This window comes from Bacillus sp. SJS, from assembly GCF_000732485.2.
GTDB classification, from domain to species: domain Bacteria; phylum Bacillota; class Bacilli; order Bacillales; family Bacillaceae; genus Metabacillus_B; species Metabacillus_B sediminis.
The window spans coordinates 1-16,799 of record NZ_JAQV02000021.1 but is presented as its reverse complement, the minus strand read 5'-3'; the positions used below and the strand labels follow the sequence as shown (position 1 = coordinate 16,799).

15 protein-coding genes are annotated in these 16,799 nt (G+C 41.9%); all 15 read left to right on the top strand.

Going from position 1 to position 16,799, the window contains the following annotated elements; translation table 11 throughout:
* Nucleotides 1-207: hypothetical protein (locus tag AS29_RS21790; RefSeq protein WP_231889936.1), on the top strand; the 207-nt coding region annotated here is incomplete at its 5' end.
* Nucleotides 208-354: 147 nt separating this feature from the next.
* A complete protein-coding gene (locus tag AS29_RS12240) occupies nt 355-1,404 on the top strand; it encodes a C40 family peptidase (RefSeq protein ID WP_035406677.1) in 1,050 nt (349 codons plus the stop codon).
* Between the two features lie 152 nt (nt 1,405-1,556).
* Nucleotides 1,557-2,135: a superoxide dismutase family protein gene (locus AS29_RS12235; protein WP_035406675.1), complete on the top strand. Its 579-nt coding sequence runs from the start codon at nt 1,557-1,559 to the stop codon at nt 2,133-2,135.
* Between the two features lie 111 nt (nt 2,136-2,246).
* Nucleotides 2,247-3,125, top strand: a complete 879-nt coding sequence (locus AS29_RS12230; RefSeq protein ID WP_035406673.1) for an ATP-binding protein — start codon at nt 2,247-2,249, stop codon at nt 3,123-3,125.
* A 9-nt stretch (nt 3,126-3,134) separates the two neighbouring features.
* A complete protein-coding gene (locus tag AS29_RS12225) occupies nt 3,135-5,057 on the top strand; it encodes a vWA domain-containing protein (RefSeq protein WP_035406671.1) in 1,923 nt (640 codons plus the stop codon).
* A gap of 553 nt (nt 5,058-5,610) precedes the next feature.
* Nucleotides 5,611-8,460 (top strand): 2-oxoglutarate dehydrogenase E1 component, encoded by a 2,850-nt coding sequence (gene sucA, locus AS29_RS12220; RefSeq protein ID WP_035406670.1) that lies wholly within the window; start codon nt 5,611-5,613, stop codon nt 8,458-8,460.
* 13 nt (nt 8,461-8,473) lie between these two features.
* Nucleotides 8,474-9,754: a 2-oxoglutarate dehydrogenase complex dihydrolipoyllysine-residue succinyltransferase gene (gene odhB, locus AS29_RS12215; protein WP_035406668.1), complete on the top strand. Its 1,281-nt coding sequence runs from the start codon at nt 8,474-8,476 to the stop codon at nt 9,752-9,754.
* Between the two features lie 162 nt (nt 9,755-9,916).
* Nucleotides 9,917-10,333: a hypothetical protein gene (locus tag AS29_RS12210; RefSeq protein ID WP_035406666.1), complete on the top strand. Its 417-nt coding sequence runs from the start codon at nt 9,917-9,919 to the stop codon at nt 10,331-10,333.
* A gap of 243 nt (nt 10,334-10,576) precedes the next feature.
* Nucleotides 10,577-11,386 (top strand): protein phosphatase 2C domain-containing protein, encoded by an 810-nt coding sequence (locus AS29_RS12205; RefSeq protein WP_051860638.1) that lies wholly within the window; start codon nt 10,577-10,579, stop codon nt 11,384-11,386.
* 80 nt (nt 11,387-11,466) lie between these two features.
* Nucleotides 11,467-11,670: a DUF6501 family protein gene (locus AS29_RS12200; protein WP_035406664.1), complete on the top strand. Its 204-nt coding sequence runs from the start codon at nt 11,467-11,469 to the stop codon at nt 11,668-11,670.
* Between the two features lie 67 nt (nt 11,671-11,737).
* Nucleotides 11,738-12,508 (top strand): STAS domain-containing protein, encoded by a 771-nt coding sequence (locus AS29_RS12195; RefSeq protein ID WP_035406661.1) that lies wholly within the window; start codon nt 11,738-11,740, stop codon nt 12,506-12,508.
* Between the two features lie 190 nt (nt 12,509-12,698).
* Entirely contained in the window at nt 12,699-13,694 is a 996-nt protein-coding gene (locus AS29_RS12190) for a LacI family DNA-binding transcriptional regulator (protein ID WP_082883837.1), read from the top strand.
* A gap of 279 nt (nt 13,695-13,973) precedes the next feature.
* On the top strand, nt 13,974-14,771 hold the full coding sequence (gene proC, locus AS29_RS12185; protein WP_035406658.1) for a pyrroline-5-carboxylate reductase: 798 nt from the start codon (nt 13,974-13,976) through the stop codon (nt 14,769-14,771).
* 447 nt (nt 14,772-15,218) lie between these two features.
* Nucleotides 15,219-15,416: a cold-shock protein gene (locus tag AS29_RS12180; RefSeq protein ID WP_035406654.1), complete on the top strand. Its 198-nt coding sequence runs from the start codon at nt 15,219-15,221 to the stop codon at nt 15,414-15,416.
* A gap of 282 nt (nt 15,417-15,698) precedes the next feature.
* Nucleotides 15,699-16,799 (top strand): IS110 family transposase (locus AS29_RS12175; protein WP_035406652.1); only part of this gene is annotated, 1,101 nt, incomplete at its 3' end.

Sequence of the window (16,799 nt, the reverse complement as noted above, 5' to 3'; positions counted from 1 at the left end):
GTCCGATATCGCGTACTGAATGAGCGATATCCAATGCCGAGTGTCCGATATATGGGCCTGAGAGTCCGATATCACGGATCGAGTGAAGTGAAATCACTTGTCAAGCTTGCCGGTTCAGTGATCTGCCACTCCCAATTTTTTGCCCACAACAATGAGGATCAACATCAAAAAACTCATTTCTCTGCAAAATTTCTCTTTTTAAGTTAAACAATTGTAAAAACAGCCGATATATATAAAGATTGCTGTCAAATATCAGCCAAACTATTACAAAAAATACTTATTATTTACAAAATTAGTAGTTTAAGTTAGTTATCTGAAGTAAAATAAATGGTGAAAGTAGAGGAGGCTCTGTAAATGAATCATAAAGTACTTGGATTGACGGTAACCGCAGTGGCAGGTGCTTCATTTTTTGCAACCGCTGCTTCTGCAGAGAGCGTAAAGGTAAAAAGCGGTGATTCGCTTTGGAAGATCGCGAATCAATACAAAATTTCCCAAAAGGCACTTAAAGAAGCCAATCAGCTGAAAAGCGACACGATTTTTGTTGGACAGGTTCTTCAGATTCCAGGTACAGGCAATCAAAACCATAACGGCAGCGCAGAGCCGCATAAAGCACCAGCTGCACAAAATACATACAAGGTCTCTAAGGGAGACTCCCTTTGGCTTGTTGCCAGGAAGTACGGGATGACTGTTAATGAATTAAAAACTCTGAACGCACTCAAAAGAGATACAATTTTTCTTGGACAGGTTTTAAAAATTAATTCTAATTCTAATCCTGTGAAACCGGCGGTTACTCCGCCAGCCCCGCCTAAAACGCCTGTTTCAGAGGATAAAGACACGAGCATTCAGAATACATACCAGGTGAAACCTGGAGACTCTCTTTGGAAAATAGCCAATCGATTTAATTTAACCATCGCTGAATTAAAGGTCTCAAACCAGCTGAAGAGCGACACACTTTATGTAAATCAAGTACTTAAGCTAAAAGGCGAGGTAAAGCCAGAATCCAATCCAGCTCCCTCTGCCCCAGATAACAGCCAAGAAGACACAGAAATAAAAGAAACGATGATTAGAGAAGCCGAACAATTGATGGGGATTCCATATAAATGGGCTGGCAATACTACTTCAGGTTTCGATTGCAGCGGATTTGTTTATTACGTGCTGAATAAAGTAACTTCGGTATCCCGTCTCAGCGCTGCGGGCTACTCCAGTATCATGAAGCCAGTTTCGGAGCCTGCCAGAGGAGATTTCGTATATTTCACCACTTATAAGGCAGGACCTTCGCATATGGGAATTTACTTGGGTAACGGTGATTTCATCCACGCCAGCGGATCTCAGGGAATTACTGTCTCTAATTTATCCAATACATATTGGAAAAGCCATTATCTTGGAGCTAAGCGCTACTTTTAGGGAGCCGCTGGCTTCTTTTTTTTGTAGATCTTTTCTGATTGCATCAAAGGCAAGTGCATAAATGCTTATATAACCTCCTAAAACCGGGTTTGCATGCCAAAGCATTTGGAGAAAATGCGAATGAAAGGCAAAACAATGAACGGAGGAATAGTATGAGCAGAATAGGTAAAGCTGGAATCCTTTTGCTGATGGCAATATCTCTGTATGGATGCTCAAACGGAATGAGCGAGCGTCACCATCCGGAAGCAAAGGGACTGGAAACTGCAGCTGAAAAAACAGTTAAGGAAATTAAGGTGTCTTTGATCACTTCAAAAGGAGAGCCTGCCGGAAAAGCCGTTATTTCAGAAACAATAAAAGGTGTAAACGTTCATCTTGAAGGAGTGAATCTTCCCCCTGGCAAAAGGGCGATCCATATTCACGAAACAGGATCATGTAAGAAGCCAGACTTCAGTTCAGCTGGGGGACATTTAAATCCATTTACTAAAAAGCATGGATTCCTAAATCCGCATGGACCCCATGCAGGAGACATACCGAACATCACCATTGGTTCAGACGGGAAGATTACTGCAGATGTAACCGCACCTCTTGCCGAATTTTCACAGCTGCTTGATGAAGATGGAAGCGCTCTAGTGATTCACGAGAAAGAAGACGATTATAAAACCGATCCGGCCGGTAATGCCGGTGCTAGAATTGCCTGTGGTGTGGTGAATAAAGAGAATCAATCAATGTAATGAGAGGAATCTTTATCCGGCCAGTCAGCCGGGTAAGGATTTTTTGTGATGGACGTCTTTTTTCTGTATACTAATATAAGAAAATGAGACGCTGAAAAGAGGTTTGATTATATGAATGAAATGAAATTAAATTTGCCTGAAGCAATTCGGGCTAAAATACAAAGAACATCTGCATCATCTGAAATGGATGCTTCACTAATTGGCGGAGGAGGATTCATCACAGGAGATTCCTCTATAATAGAGGACGCCGTCATCGCCCTGGCCCTCGGAAAAAATGTCCTGCTGAAAGGGCCGACCGGATCAGGAAAAACAAAGCTGGCAGAGACGATTTCTTACTTATTCAACCGATCTATGCACAGCATAAATTGTTCCGTCGATCTTGATGCAGAAGCGCTATTAGGCTATAAAACAATCAGCACAGCCGGAGGAAGCACGTCGATTGAATTTGTTCCGGGACCCGTAATCAATGCAATGAAAAAAGGACAATTCCTGTACATAGATGAAATCAACATGGCAAAACCTGAGACTTTGCCCATTCTGAACGGAGTTCTCGATTACCGCAAAATGATTACAAATCCATTTACTGGCGAAGTGGTAAAAGGATCCGAAGCATTTGGAGTAATCGCCGCGATTAATGAAGGGTATGTAGGAACGGTTCCTTTAAATGAAGCATTAAAGAATCGTTTTGTTATCATTGATGTTCCATACATCCAAGGGGAAGAGCTACGTCAAATTATTACGAATCAATCGGGACTCAAGAATCCGAGCCTGATCAATTTATTTGTCAGGCTTTCAGCAGATTTAATTACTCAGGTTAAAAATGGACAGGTATCAGAAGAAGCTGCTTCCATACGAGCTCTTCTTGATACGTGCGATCTCGCTGCATTTATCCCTCCCATGCGCGCTATTGAGCGCGGAATTGCAGAAAAGGTCGAGGATGAACGAGAAAAAGCGGCTATCCGCAATATTGCAGAAACGTTATTTGAGTGAGGCCTGCTTATGAGATTTATAAAATTCAATGATAGTCAAATCGATTCCTTCCTTTTTATGGAACTGTCAGATCTTGCAAAAACGCTCTCTAAAAATCCGGAACTGGAGATGGAGTATGCTCCGTACTCTTATTTGAATCCAGCTGAAAATAAAATCTATCTGACCCATTTTTGGGATCACCGGCCTGCCGAAGATCAGATTAGCGGGCTGAAAAGTGATGTTTACCTTCATGCTACAGGGCACGTTTTTCACAGCAGCCCTCAAGAAACGGATGATTTTATTAAGAAGACAAAAAGACTATCAATTCCTGAGTTTGCGAAGCAGCTTTTTTCACTGCTTGAAGATGTCCGAACCGAAGAAATCATCAAAAGGGAACGGCCGGGTACAAAGAAGTTTTTTAAACGCCGCACAGAAATGTACAGGATGTATTTCCGCTCTCAGCTGACCATTCACCTTGAGCGGAATATTAAGACGGATGCACTGTTTAATGCGTTATTTTTGAAACTAACCGCTGAATCTCCGCTTGAGACGGTCCCGGCTATAAACGAAGATTTTGAAAGAATGCTGCCTTTTCTTCAAAGGGAGCTTGAATATGCTTATGAAAGTGCAGGCACAGCTCAGACTGCAGGGATTGCTCTCAGAATTAGTGAAACCATAGAAGAATTCCTGGAAAAGGATATGCTCAATACATACTTTTTTCTTCCTGAACATGGTTTTGAAGAGGGGACAGGACTTACCTTTAAGGAGCTGAAAAGAACAAACAAACTGGATAATGATGATTCTCTTGAGCTTGATCGTAAAGAAGAAAGGGACGTCCATGACCAGGAAATGCCGACGTGGCACAGGGAGACAAGCAAGGCGACAGACAGTTTTCTTCAATATGATCTCGAACATGGTTCCAAAACGGACTTAATGGGAAATGGTCTGCGAGAAGGTGAGGACGGGGATCAGGCCATGGGGACCGTGCAAGGATCGGCAAGAGAATCGAAGAAACATAATTATGCCCAATCAGAGGTTCTTGAAAACCGGCAGGATGGAAACACAAACGGCAGCCAGAATGCATTTGGCAAAGAAAATAAGTTTGCTTTTGCTGTCCAAAAAACACCGGACCCTGCTTCCGCTGAGCACTATCAGCAATACAGCGGGAATAAAGCCATTATTTCTCATTACCAAAAAAAATTGAAGCAGATGATTCAAAAAACACTTGAGCACAAAAAGACCAATCCTAGAACAGATCTTCATACCGGAAGACTTGGCAAAAAACTGCTGCGGTGGATCACAGACGATAATCCCAGACTTTTTTATAAAAAGCAGGAGCCTTCGATCCAAATAGATGCGGTCTTTACTCTATTAGTCGACTGTTCTGCATCCATGCACGATAAAATGGATGACACCAAGCTTGGCATAACGCTTTTTCATGAAGCACTGAAATCAGTAGGAGTCGTTCATCAGGTAACGGGGTTCTGGGAGGATACGAATGATGCATCTGCAGTCAGCCAGCCTAATTATTTTCACCGCGTCATTCCATTCCGCAGTTCGTTAAACAAGAGTTCAGGTCCTGCCATCATGCAGCTGAATCCTGAAGAAGATAATAGAGATGGCTTCGCAATTCGTCATATGACGAGGGAGCTGTCGGCCAGACAGGAAAAACAAAAGTTTTTGATTGTTTTTTCTGATGGAGAACCGGCTGCAATGGATTATGAACAAAAAGGAATTGTAGATACGCATGAAGCGGTCATTGAAGCACGTAAAAGAGGAATTGAAGTAATCAACATTTTCCTGTCCAATGGGGAGGCAGAGGAAAGCCAGGTTAAAACCATTCAAAACATTTATGGAAAATTCAGCATCATTGTGCCGAATGTCAGTGATTTGCCGGATGTCCTGTTTCCTCTTTTGAGAAAGCTTTTGAAGAAAAGCATTCAAAGCCTGTGAGTGTTCCATATAATAAATTGTTTAAACGGGCGCATTATTCATTCATGCGCCAATCTGCAAAAAAGGATTCCAGTTAATATAGGAAGAGGGCACCTGGAAGGATCCATGGTGCCTTTTTCTGATATTTTCCTGCTTTGGCTGATTTGGAGCAGGGAGCGTGACGGCTCTGGAATAGCGGGTTGTATTCAGCCGTTAGACAGAAATCGACAATAAATCATGAAAATATTTGTCTTATGAAAACCTGATTTCACCACCCGACATGCTTACACTTCAGCTAAAAGGGTCAGCGGGCAAAGGGAAAACTCTGCTGTATAAGGAAATCAGGTAATATACCTGCATCTGCTTCCAGATTTACACGATTCGCCACAATTTTTTGTTTTTCAATATTATTTACAATTTTCGATAGATAATTGTTGGAAAGAATAAATGGTAGTGTTAAAATATCTATGGAAGCGTTTTAACTAATTTACATAAAACGCGGTCAGCATAAATATATACCAGAATAATATCCTATTATTTACATTTGGTAATTATTAGTTGGGGGTAGTGTGAAATGTCGCAAACCAAGTCAAAGCTCAACGTTACATGGGAAGACTTCCATGGCCCTAACCTTGGCTATGTCATGGATCTGTATGATCAATTTTCTGAAAATCCTGAATCGGTCGACGCTGATTTGCAGGAACTATTTCAACATCTAGGCCACCCGCCGGATAAAGGATCCGCTGCATCAGTTCAGGCAGCTCCAGTTTCCAAGCAGTCAATTGCGGATTTCGGTCCTGAAAAAATCGTCAAAATTGCTTCAGCTGTAAAATTGGCTGAGGATATTCGTACGTATGGACATTTAAATGCTTCCATCTTTCCAATCGAAGGAATGGGCGACAGACAGGATCTGTTAAGCATTGAGGCATACGGTCTTTCAGAAGAGGATTTAAAAGAAATTCCCTTTTCTGTATTATGCGAAGACGCTCCATCCAGCGTAAAGAACGGATATGATGCCATTCTTCATTTAAAAGAAAGCTATAAAAAATCATTGTCTTTCGAATTCGATCATGTTCACCGCTTCGAAGAAAAAAATTGGCTGAAGCGCATGGTGGAAACGGGAGATTTATTTAAACCGCACTCCAAAGAAAAACGCAAAGCACTGCTTAAAAGGCTTTTCGAGGTAGACGGATTTGAAAAATATCTTCATAAAACATTTGTAGGCCAAAAAAGATTCTCCATTGAAGGATTGGATATGCTTGTACCGGTTCTTGATGAAATGGTTCAAAATGCAGTTGAGAACGGAACGAAAACCATCAACATTGGTATGGCGCACAGAGGACGTCTTAATGTTCTTGCACATGTGCTTGGCAAACCGTACGAAATTATCTTCTCTGAATTCCAGCATGCACCAAATAAAGACCTTGTCCCTTCTGAAGGTTCGACAGGCATTAACTACGGCTGGAGCGGAGATGTAAAATATCATCTTGGCGCAGACAGACAGATCAAAGAAGAGAATATGGTGAGAGCCCGTATTACCCTTGCGAATAATCCGAGTCATCTGGAATATATTGATCCAATCGTTGAGGGATTCACAAGAGCTGCGCAGGAAAACCGTGAGGTCAGCGGCTTTCCAGAAATCGATACAAGCAAAGCTCTGGCTATTCTTATTCACGGTGATGCAGCGTTTCCTGGTGAAGGGATCGTAGCTGAGACATTAAACCTCAGTCAGCTTAAAGGCTATCAGACCGGGGGTACTATTCATATTATCGCCAATAACATGATCGGTTTTACAACTGAAAGCTCGGATTCGAGATCCACACGTTATGCGAGTGATTTGGCAAAAGGATATGAAATCCCAATCATTCATGTAAATGCGGATGATCCTGAAGCGTGTCTTGCTGCTGCCTATCTGGCATCTGAATACAGACGTATTTTCAAAAAAGATTTCCTTATTGACCTAATCGGGTACCGCCGCTTTGGACATAACGAAATGGATGAGCCGATGACGACTCAGCCGCAGCTGTACAGCAAAATTAAAGCACACGAAACAGTGAAGGCACTTTACTCCAAATCTTTAACTGATGATCAGGTTCTTTCTGAAGAAGAAGTAGCTGCCCTAGAAGAGGAAGTACAGAACAAGTTTGAGACCGCATATAAAAAAGTGCCTGACAAAAAGGTGGCACAGGTACATGAGATCCAGCTTCCGGAAACGATTTCTCATGGAATTCCGCAAATCGAGACGGCTGTTGACATCAGTGATATCCGTTCCATCAACCGTTCACTCGTTGAATGGCCTGAAGACTTTAAAGTGTTTGGGAAGCTGCAGCGGATCCTCGAACGCCGTGCAAGTGTGCTTGAAGAGGATCACAAGGTAGAATGGGGACTTGCTGAAGCTCTTGCATTCGGTTCCATTTTGCTTGATGGCACACCCATCCGGTTAAGCGGACAGGATTCAGAGCGGGGAACCTTCGCACAGCGTAATCTTGTATTGCATGACAGTGAAACAGGAAGCGTGTATTCACCGCTTCATCAGCTTGATCAGACGAAAGCATCTTTCGCGGTTCATAACAGCCCGCTTTCTGAAGGCTCTGTCATCGGTTTTGAATATGGCTATAACGTATTCTCTCCTGAAACATTAGTCCTTTGGGAAGCCCAATACGGAGATTTCGCGAATGCTGCTCAAGTATTCTTTGACCAGTTTATCTCTGCGGGCCGTGCAAAATGGGGTCAAAAATCCGGCCTCGTGATGCTGCTTCCGCATGGGTATGAAGGACAGGGACCAGAGCATTCAAGCGGAAGACTGGAACGCTATCTTCAGCTTGCCGCTGAAAACAACTGGACAGTAGCGAACCTTACAAGTGCTGCCCAATACTTCCATATCCTAAGAAGACAAGCTAAAATCCTGCAAATGGAGGAAGTCAGACCGCTCGTGATTATGACTCCGAAAAGCCTGCTTCGCAATCCGAACACGGTTTCGGATGTTCAGGAACTGAGCAGCGGATCCTTTAAAAAGGTGCTTGAGCAATCAGGGATGGGCGGAGAGCACAAGGCTGTTACACGCGTTGTTCTTTGCAGCGGAAAGCTTGCCATTGATATTTCAGATAAAGTACGCCAGTCAGAAGAAAATACAGATTGGCTTCATGTTCTAAGAGTGGAAGAACTTTATCCATATCCGCAAAAAGAAGTGGAATCCATTTTGTCCAGATATGAGAATCTTAAAGAAATCATCTGGGTTCAGGAAGAACCTCAAAATATGGGTGCATGGACGTATATCGAACCTAAACTTCGCGAATCAGCCCCATCAGGAGCTGACGTATCCTATATCGGCAGAACAAGAAGATCCAGTACTGCAGAGGGAGATCCAACTGTTCATAAAAAAGACCAGGAACGCATCATAACACAGGCGATTACACGAAACTAAGGGGGAAATGATCATGGCTGAAATTAAAGTACCGGAACTGGCAGAATCAATCTCGGAAGGAACCATTGCACAATGGCTAAAGCAGCCTGGTGATTTTGTTGAGCAGGGTGAGTATTTGCTTGAGCTTGAAACAGATAAAGTCAATGTAGAATTGACAGCAGAACAATCCGGAGTATTAAAAGAAGTACTGAAGGACGCTGGGGATACCGTTCAAGTAGGTGAAATCATCGGAACGATCGATGAAAAGGAAGAAGCGGGCGGCGTACAAAGTGCAAATGAAGGCAGTCAGGAACAAGCTGAGCTGAAGCCAGAGAAAGAAGAATCCAAAAAAGAAGAACCAAAAACAGAACACATTCCATCAAGAGAAAGTGAGCCTGTTGTCAAGGCGGACACGAAAAACCGTACAATTGCTTCTCCTGCTGCAAGAAAACTTGCGAGGGAAAAAGGAATTGATCTCAGCTCTGTAAATGCTTCCGATCCTCTTGGAAGAGTGCGCAAGCATGATATCGAAAACCATCAAAACGCGCCTAAGCAGCCTCAAGCTGCTAAACCTGCTGAAAAAGCTCCTCAAGCTCAGGCAGATAATCCGGCTAAACCGGTTGAGCGTGTGAAAATGTCCCGCCGCAGACAAACGATTGCGAACCGTTTGGTCGAAGTTCAGCAGACGGCTGCCATGCTTACAACATTCAATGAAGTAGATATGACAGCTGTCATGGATGTTAGAAAGCGCCGCAAAGACAAATTTTTCGAGCAGCATGACGTCCGTCTAGGTTTTATGTCATTTTTCACTAAAGCTGTAGTTGCAGCCCTTAAGCAATTCCCGTTCTTAAACGCAGAAATTCAAGGCACGGAACTTGTGCTGAAAAAATTCTACGATATTGGTATTGCTGTAGCTGCTCCGGACGGTCTTGTCGTACCTGTAGTCCGTGATGCTGACCGCATGAGCTTCGCAGGAATTGAAGGGGAAATTTCCAACCTGGCAAAAAAAGCAAGAGACAACAAGCTTGCCCTGAACGAGCTTCAAGGCGGAACATTTACCATTACAAATGGCGGAGTTTTTGGCTCCCTGCTTTCCACTCCAATTTTGAACGCACCTCAAGTAGGGATCCTTGGTATGCATAAAATCCAATGGCGTCCGATTGCACTTGATCAGGAAAGAATGGAAAACCGCCCAATGATGTATATCGCCTTATCATATGATCACCGTATTGTAGATGGAAAAGAAGCGGTTAGCTTCCTTGCTACAGTAAAAGAATTGCTTGAGGATCCTGAGTCTCTTCTTTTGGAAGGCTAATAAGAATCTTCATAGAAAAATGGCCTGTTCCGCTCGGAATAGGTCTTTTTCAATTTTGGCTAACCTTCAATACATGCTATATTAATATGGGCACGGTTTTAAACAGGTTAGTTAATGCCAGTTGCTTTTAGATGCCAGAACCATGAAGCGGAGGGGCCATGAATGATTCAAACGATGATTCAAGGAGCAGTAGAGGGGAAAACGAGAATTAAGTGTGAATGGAAGAATGAGCTCGCTAAAAGAGGAGAAAGTGAATTTTCTCTGTATCTTATTCAAGCTGAGAAAAACGAACAAATTTTCGAGATTCTGTTTTCCTATTTTACTGACTTTCAGAAGAAACGCACGGATGATTTAGAGGCTTTCCTTTCTCAATTATTGAATAACGGATGCCCGGCAGTTTTTTTGAATATGACAATCCAGTCATTTAGAAATGCAATTGCAGCTGTCATTCTGGATGAGAGCATTTTTGCAATTGATATCCATGCATTTTACACAACGCTCAATGAATGGCTGGACGCTGTGGTCAATCTTATTGCTCATTTATCAGAACAAAAGGATCGGCAGGAGGATTTTCAATAGGGTAATTGCGATATTCTAATAATTTCCTAGCTGTGATAAACGCAGCTGTTAGTTTCTGCTGCAGGAGTTTGCCGCTAAGCGAGACTGCAGGTCTTACGCATCCAATCCAATCAACCGATTTTTTAAAAAAGCTCAATGCTGGAACATAGCCATTTTAATGTCAAACCGCCGCACATTCACCAATTTTCCATTATATGCTATACTGGAAAAGCAGAATAACGGTTGAAATAGGAGTGATTTAAGATGGATCTATCCATATTGAGTCATAAAAGTCCAAGTAAGAAAGAAATTGAAGATGCTTTTTTTGTTTCAGACGATTGCCTGACCTTTGGTGTTTTCGATGGGGTTACACCGATGACGGACGAGTTGTTTCATAATGAACACAATGGAGCTTATCTTGCTTCCCATATGCTCGCCTCCACCCTTGCTCTCCCAATAAACCAAAATAGAAGTTTAATAGAATGGCTTGCTGAAGCAAACGCTCTTCTTCTTCAAAAAATGGAATCTGCTGCTGTAGCAATGGAGGAAAGGCATTTAAGATGGGCATCCTGTGCGGCTGTTTTAAGAATTACAGGAGAACAAGCGGCGTTTATACAATGTGGAGACTGCATGATTTTAAAGGAAGATCATCATGGGTTCGTTACTCCGCTTACGATTAACTCGGTTGAAGGCATTTCAGAAAGAGCCAGACTAATACGGGAAAGCAAAAGAGCAGAAGGACTTCATATTCCTCCTGAAAGCTGGTTTCTTGATCATCCTCATGAAAGGATGAAAGATCACCGGCATCTGGCAAATCGAACCGGAGGATATTCTGTTGTGAACGGAGATCAGGAGCTCATTGATTTTATTCAGACCGGGGAAGCGGATATTAAGGATATTAAGAGCCTTTTGATAATAAGTGACGGTTTTTTTCATCCTGAGTGGAGTCTCCGTGATGTGCATATCGAGATTTCGAAACTTGGTCTTGAATCGTATGCAGAAGCGTTAAGATACCTGGAACATATAAATGGCCTCCCGCATGATGATATGACCGGAATCTTCATTCAATTTTAATGATCCGGCAGTTTGCCATGCAGCTGAAATAATAATAAACTATACATAAGAAATACATATTTTGAAGGAGCGGAACAGCTATGAATCATCTTAATTGGCAGGATAAAAAAACGATAAAAAAAGTGACGTGCATTCATACTGATGCAGAGAAATATATCGTAAACCGTGCATTAACAGCAGGCAGCACATATGAAGTGAAAAACGAAACTGAGGAATTTTATTTTGTCGTGGACAATTCAGGCAACGTCAGCGGATTTTACAAGGATTATTTTGAAGAGGCGTAATACATACATATACCCTCTTCCTCCTGAAAAAGGAATAGCCCATATATGAAAGAGAGGGATTGGGAAGTTGGAGCTGAAGAAGGATTTACTGGAAGGGATACATTCGATTGAACTTCTGAATCGGGTAGGAGAGTCACTAATTTTAACAGATGATGAATTAAATATTTCATGGTTTAACGAATGTGCTGGGGATTTATTAAATACCGTCGCCCCGCATATGAACCTTGAGGATGCAGATTCGTTTCTGGGGATGAATTTGAAATCCTTTCACAGGGCAGATCAAATCCGGATAATTGAACATGGTCCTTTGCCGTATACTTCGACTATTCACCTGTTTCAAACCTTCTCTGCACATATCGTTGTTGACAGGCTTCCGGAAAGCAGGGGGTATATTCTTACCTGGAAAGATGTAACCGATTACGAAAACGAATTGCTTTCTGGAAGGAAGCTAATGGAGGAATTATACACGCCGATCATAGGGACTATGATTGATCATACTTTTCTTGCGGCTATTACTGGTTTTTTATCCGAGCAAAGAATAGAACATATGACAGGGAAATTATTGTCCTTTGCTGGTGCTAATCAAGCAGAGTACATACTTTTTGATTTCTCGGAAATGTATTCTGTACCCGATGAGGCTGTTATTGATAAGCTGGAGCAGCTCGTTCAGGCATTAAATCTAATGGGAACAGAAGCCATTTGTGTAGGATTAAAGCCAGGCATGGCCCGGCAAATGATCAGCAGGGGATACGGACTTTCCATAAAAGCATTTCCTTCGTTTAAACAGGGAATGGGATATGTGTTGAAAAATCTTGGATACACCTTGGTTAAATCATAATTTTTCATATAAAACATTTTTGTGGATTTTAAGATGTTAAATCTATAACGTACATCTCTGGGTTCAGGGTATTTAGTACATAATTTAATTATGTAAACAAAAGACAAGTGATGGATGCTTGTCTTTTTCGCTGGTAATGATATAAACTACATGACTATGAGAAGATATTCAAAGAGGGGGAGGGGATTATTTGAGAACGACCATATCAGATATTGCCAATATGGCCAATGTATCCAAAAGTACCGTCTCCAGATATTTAAATGGCGGCTACGTAAGCGCGGCAACAGCCAAGAAAATTCAAAATGCCATTACTGAAACAAAGTTTGAACCTAATGCGTTTGCTCAAAGTTTGAAACAGAAAAAGACAAATTTTATTGGAGTAATTATTCCGAGGCTTGATTCTTATACGATGACCAAGATGCTGATGGGCATTGATGAAAGACTTAAGGAGCTTGGGTTTCAAATGCTTGTTGCCAATACAGATCAGGTTCAGGAGAGAGAAATCGAAAATATTTATGCTTTTGCACGGCAAAAAGTAGCCGGTATCATTTTAATGGCTACAAAAATTACAAAAGAACATCATGGTGCATTTAAGGATGCGGGCATTCCTTCCTTAATCATTGGGCAGGAAAGCAACTATTATCATTCCATTATTCATGCCGATTATGAAGCAGGATATGACCTTGGGAAATTTGTTTATAAAAAGGGACACAGGAACATTTTGTTTATCGGGGTAAGTGAACAGGATGAAGCGGTTGGCCAAAAAAGGAAACGCGGTTTTATGGATGCTTTGAAAGACAGCGGTCCCCATTCAGTAAAGGCTTTGGAAGCGGACTTTTCAATGGAAAAATCCAGACTGGAAACAGATAAAGCTTTAAGTGAGGGTTTACCGGACATTATCGTCTGTTCTACAGATAACATGGCACTTGGCGCAATGAAAGCTATACAAGAAAAGAAACTTGCCATTCCAAGAGATTTATCTGTTGCGGGATTCGGAGGATACCGAATATCCGAAATGGTTCATCCTGGCCTTACCACGGTTAGTTTTCACTATTTTGATGTTGGATTAAATGCTGCATATTCTATCGTCAGTCTCATTGAAGGAAAAACCATTCAAAAAAAAATGGTATCAGGATATGAGATCATCAGCAGAGAGAGTGTAGCAGCCATCAAACCAACGATTTGAGCCCATTTCAGGGCTTTTTTTAATGAAATTTTATAAATATATTTATGAATCTAAAGTTATGCACAGAGAGTGATTAAGTGTGGAAAAGTGTTAGTTATAAAGAACGGGCGTGATCCTGTTGTACTTGTGTTTGCTGTATGAAGGAAAGATTGCAATACAGCTGAAAACTGTATTAATGTTTTTGGTTGATCTGTATTAATTTAAAGGAATAATGACCGATAGACACTTTCATGATATAATTTTTTCAACTATTACTAATGTGAAGAGAGAGTGGAATGAGTGGAAAAGCCGACTATTTTATTTATTGGAGCAGGCCGAATGGCAGAGGCCATTATTGCTGGTTTACGAGCAAAAAAAGAAAATGAAATAGAACGGATTATCGTTTCAAACCAATCGAATATCATGAGGCTGGAAAGGCTGAAAAAACAATATGGTGCAGAAACGGTCTTTCAATGGAAGGAAAAAATTCACGAAGCAGACACCGTCGTTCTGGCTATGCCACCTGAAGAACATGAGGAAGTTTTTATGAAGCTTCGAAGCCTTGTCAGCGGGCAATTGATCGTGACAATCGCCGCTGGAATCGGTCCATCAAAAATGGAGTCGGCTTTGCCCGAATCAGCAGTCAGCTGGATTATGCCGAACACGGCATCATCTATCGGAGAAAGCATGTCTTTGTACTGCAAAGGGAAAAAGCCGCTTAATGCCCTGCAGGAAAAAAGTCTTAAGCTGCTTCTTGATGCAATAGGACAGGCTGAAGAATGTACAGAGGAAGAAATTCATCATTTAACAGCGATTACAGGAAGTGCGCCTGCATTTGTTTATTTGTTTGCTGAAGTGCTGATTGAGAAAGCAAAAGAATATGGGATTTCTGAAAGCAAGGCGGAAAAGCTTGTCACTCAGATGATCTCCGGTTCAGCTGCCATGCTGATGGCAAACGGAAATCCTTCTGCTTTAAGGGAACAAGTAACAACTCCTGGAGGATCTACTGCTGAGGGAATTAAAGTATTAGAAGAGAGGAAATACAAAGAAATGATTCAAGATGCAATTACTGCTGTTAACAGGAAATCGTTATCTTGAATTGTTTGGCCGTTGTTCTGCGCAAACAAGCGAAGATCATCGGCCTATTGACATTTTCAGGATTCAGGTATATAATTAATTTTGATCGACTCGATGTTAGACTTGAGAGTACGTTAAGTACATTTAGCTATTAGAAATAAACGAAGAAATATCTTTTTTCACCGCATTCTTTCCCTCCAAGAGCTTATCTTCAGTTTATCTGCTTAACAAGAAACCTTTTTCAAAATGATGTTTTTGGTTTATCCAAACAACTGATTCATACTGGCACGGCCTAGGAGCCGTAAGGATGAAAGAGAGGCAGGGCTTTCGTTGTTTTGGTTTTTGGAGATTTATTCTCCAGTCTAAGAAGCCGCTTCATAATCTCACGTATTGCGGAAATTGCGAGTAATAAAAGCTGCCTTTTATGGGTAGCTTTTTAGTTAGAGGTATAAAAGGAGGGTTTTGTTCTTGTATAATAAAAAACCGGTTGAGGAAATTATTACAAAAGATACGAAAATCTGGACTTGTACAGCTGACAATTGCAATTGCTGGGTTCGGGATAACTTTAAAAGCAGTGATGAGCCGTTATGCCCGATCTGTAAAAGCCCAATGGCTACCCAGACAAAAGAGCTTCAAGTAGTCGACAATCCATGCTCATCCTTTTAATTTAAAATAAACGGCCAATTGGCCGTTTATTTTTTTTTGCCATTTTTTAAGAATAGGCAATGTTAAAGCATGGTGTTGATATTTTACACCTGTTGATTGGAGTGGAAGGCGTGAGACTCCGAGCTAAGAGCAGCGGGACAGGTGGGACCCCGCAGGCGCAAAGCGGCGAGTTATCATGAACGAAACTAGCCCCTTACTCGTAAAATCGTAGGTTAATTTGGTTAGACTGTTTTTGTCAAACAAAACCAAATCAGAGCTACATTACGGAAGGAGCTAGCTATTATGAAGGATACCATTAAATACGTAGGTTTAGACGTATCAAAAGAAAATATTGCCGTCGCGATTGCGGAAGAAGGACGGGAAGCACCAAGATACTGGGGAGTCATTCCTCATACACCTGAAGCGGTGAAAAAATTGATGAAGAAGCTGGGCAGCCCAGAAACGCTTCGGGTCTGTTATGAAGCCGGTCCCACCGGATATCCATTATACAGACTATTACTAACATTAGACATTCATTGTTCGGTGATTGCCCCAACCCTTATTCCAAAAAGGCCGGGAGATCGAATTAAAACCGATCGCCGAGACTCTGTTCGTTTGGCGCAATTGTTCAGGGCTGGAGAACTGACGTCTGTTTATGTACCCACTCCCGAAGACGAGGCCCTTCGGGATCTAGTAAGATGCCGGGAAGATGTAAAGGAGGATGAATTAAGGGTGAAACACCGGATAAGCAAGTTTTTACTCCGTAACGATATCAAACCACCGGCAGGAGTAAATAAGTGGACCAATAAGTATTTCAGATGGCTGGACACCCTTCATTTTGAGAATTCTTCTTTGCGGGTTACGTTTCAGGAATACTACTATCAGCTTAAAGAAATGGAACAAAGGCTTTTAAGGCTGGAAGAAGAAATTCGAGTCCATTCGAATGAAGGTGTGCATGCCCAGAAAATTCAGGCTCTCCAATGTTTGAGAGGTGTTGCCCTTGTAACCGCGTCGAGTATTGTGGCGGAAATTGGTTCGTTTAAACGGTTCCCAACCCCTAATCACTTCATGGCGTATGTCGGATTGATTCCAAGCGAATATTCGAGTGGAGAAAGCAGACGACAAGGAAATATAACCAAGACAGGAAATCGGCATGTACGACGGTTATTGGTCGAATCCGCCTGGAGTTACCGATATAAGCCCGCGGTTAAAGGAGAATTGGCAAGGAGACAAAATGGACAATGTCCGACCATTCAGGCCATATCCTGGAAAGCACAAAATCGCCTTCATCAAAAGTATTACCGTTTACTATCCAGAGGAAAAGAGAGCAGTAAAGCCATAACAGCTGTAGCGAGAGAGTTAGCTGGTTTTATTTGGGCCGTGATGCAAGAAGTTGAAGATGTC

What these genes read in the sequence shown, in the direction of transcription:
- AS29_RS12240 (WP_035406677.1), top strand. Translation starts at nt 355, where the DNA reads ATGAATCATAAAGTACTTGGATTGACGGTAACCGCAGTGGCAGGTGCT.
- AS29_RS12235 (WP_035406675.1), top strand. Translation starts at nt 1,557, where the DNA reads ATGAGCAGAATAGGTAAAGCTGGAATCCTTTTGCTGATGGCAATATCT.
- AS29_RS12230 (WP_035406673.1), top strand. Translation starts at nt 2,247, where the DNA reads ATGAATGAAATGAAATTAAATTTGCCTGAAGCAATTCGGGCTAAAATA.
- AS29_RS12225 (WP_035406671.1), top strand. Translation starts at nt 3,135, where the DNA reads ATGAGATTTATAAAATTCAATGATAGTCAAATCGATTCCTTCCTTTTT.
- sucA (WP_035406670.1), top strand. Translation starts at nt 5,611, where the DNA reads ATGTCGCAAACCAAGTCAAAGCTCAACGTTACATGGGAAGACTTCCAT.
- odhB (WP_035406668.1), top strand. Translation starts at nt 8,474, where the DNA reads ATGGCTGAAATTAAAGTACCGGAACTGGCAGAATCAATCTCGGAAGGA.
- AS29_RS12210 (WP_035406666.1), top strand. Translation starts at nt 9,917, where the DNA reads ATGATTCAAACGATGATTCAAGGAGCAGTAGAGGGGAAAACGAGAATT.
- AS29_RS12205 (WP_051860638.1), top strand. Translation starts at nt 10,577, where the DNA reads ATGGATCTATCCATATTGAGTCATAAAAGTCCAAGTAAGAAAGAAATT.
- AS29_RS12200 (WP_035406664.1), top strand. Translation starts at nt 11,467, where the DNA reads ATGAATCATCTTAATTGGCAGGATAAAAAAACGATAAAAAAAGTGACG.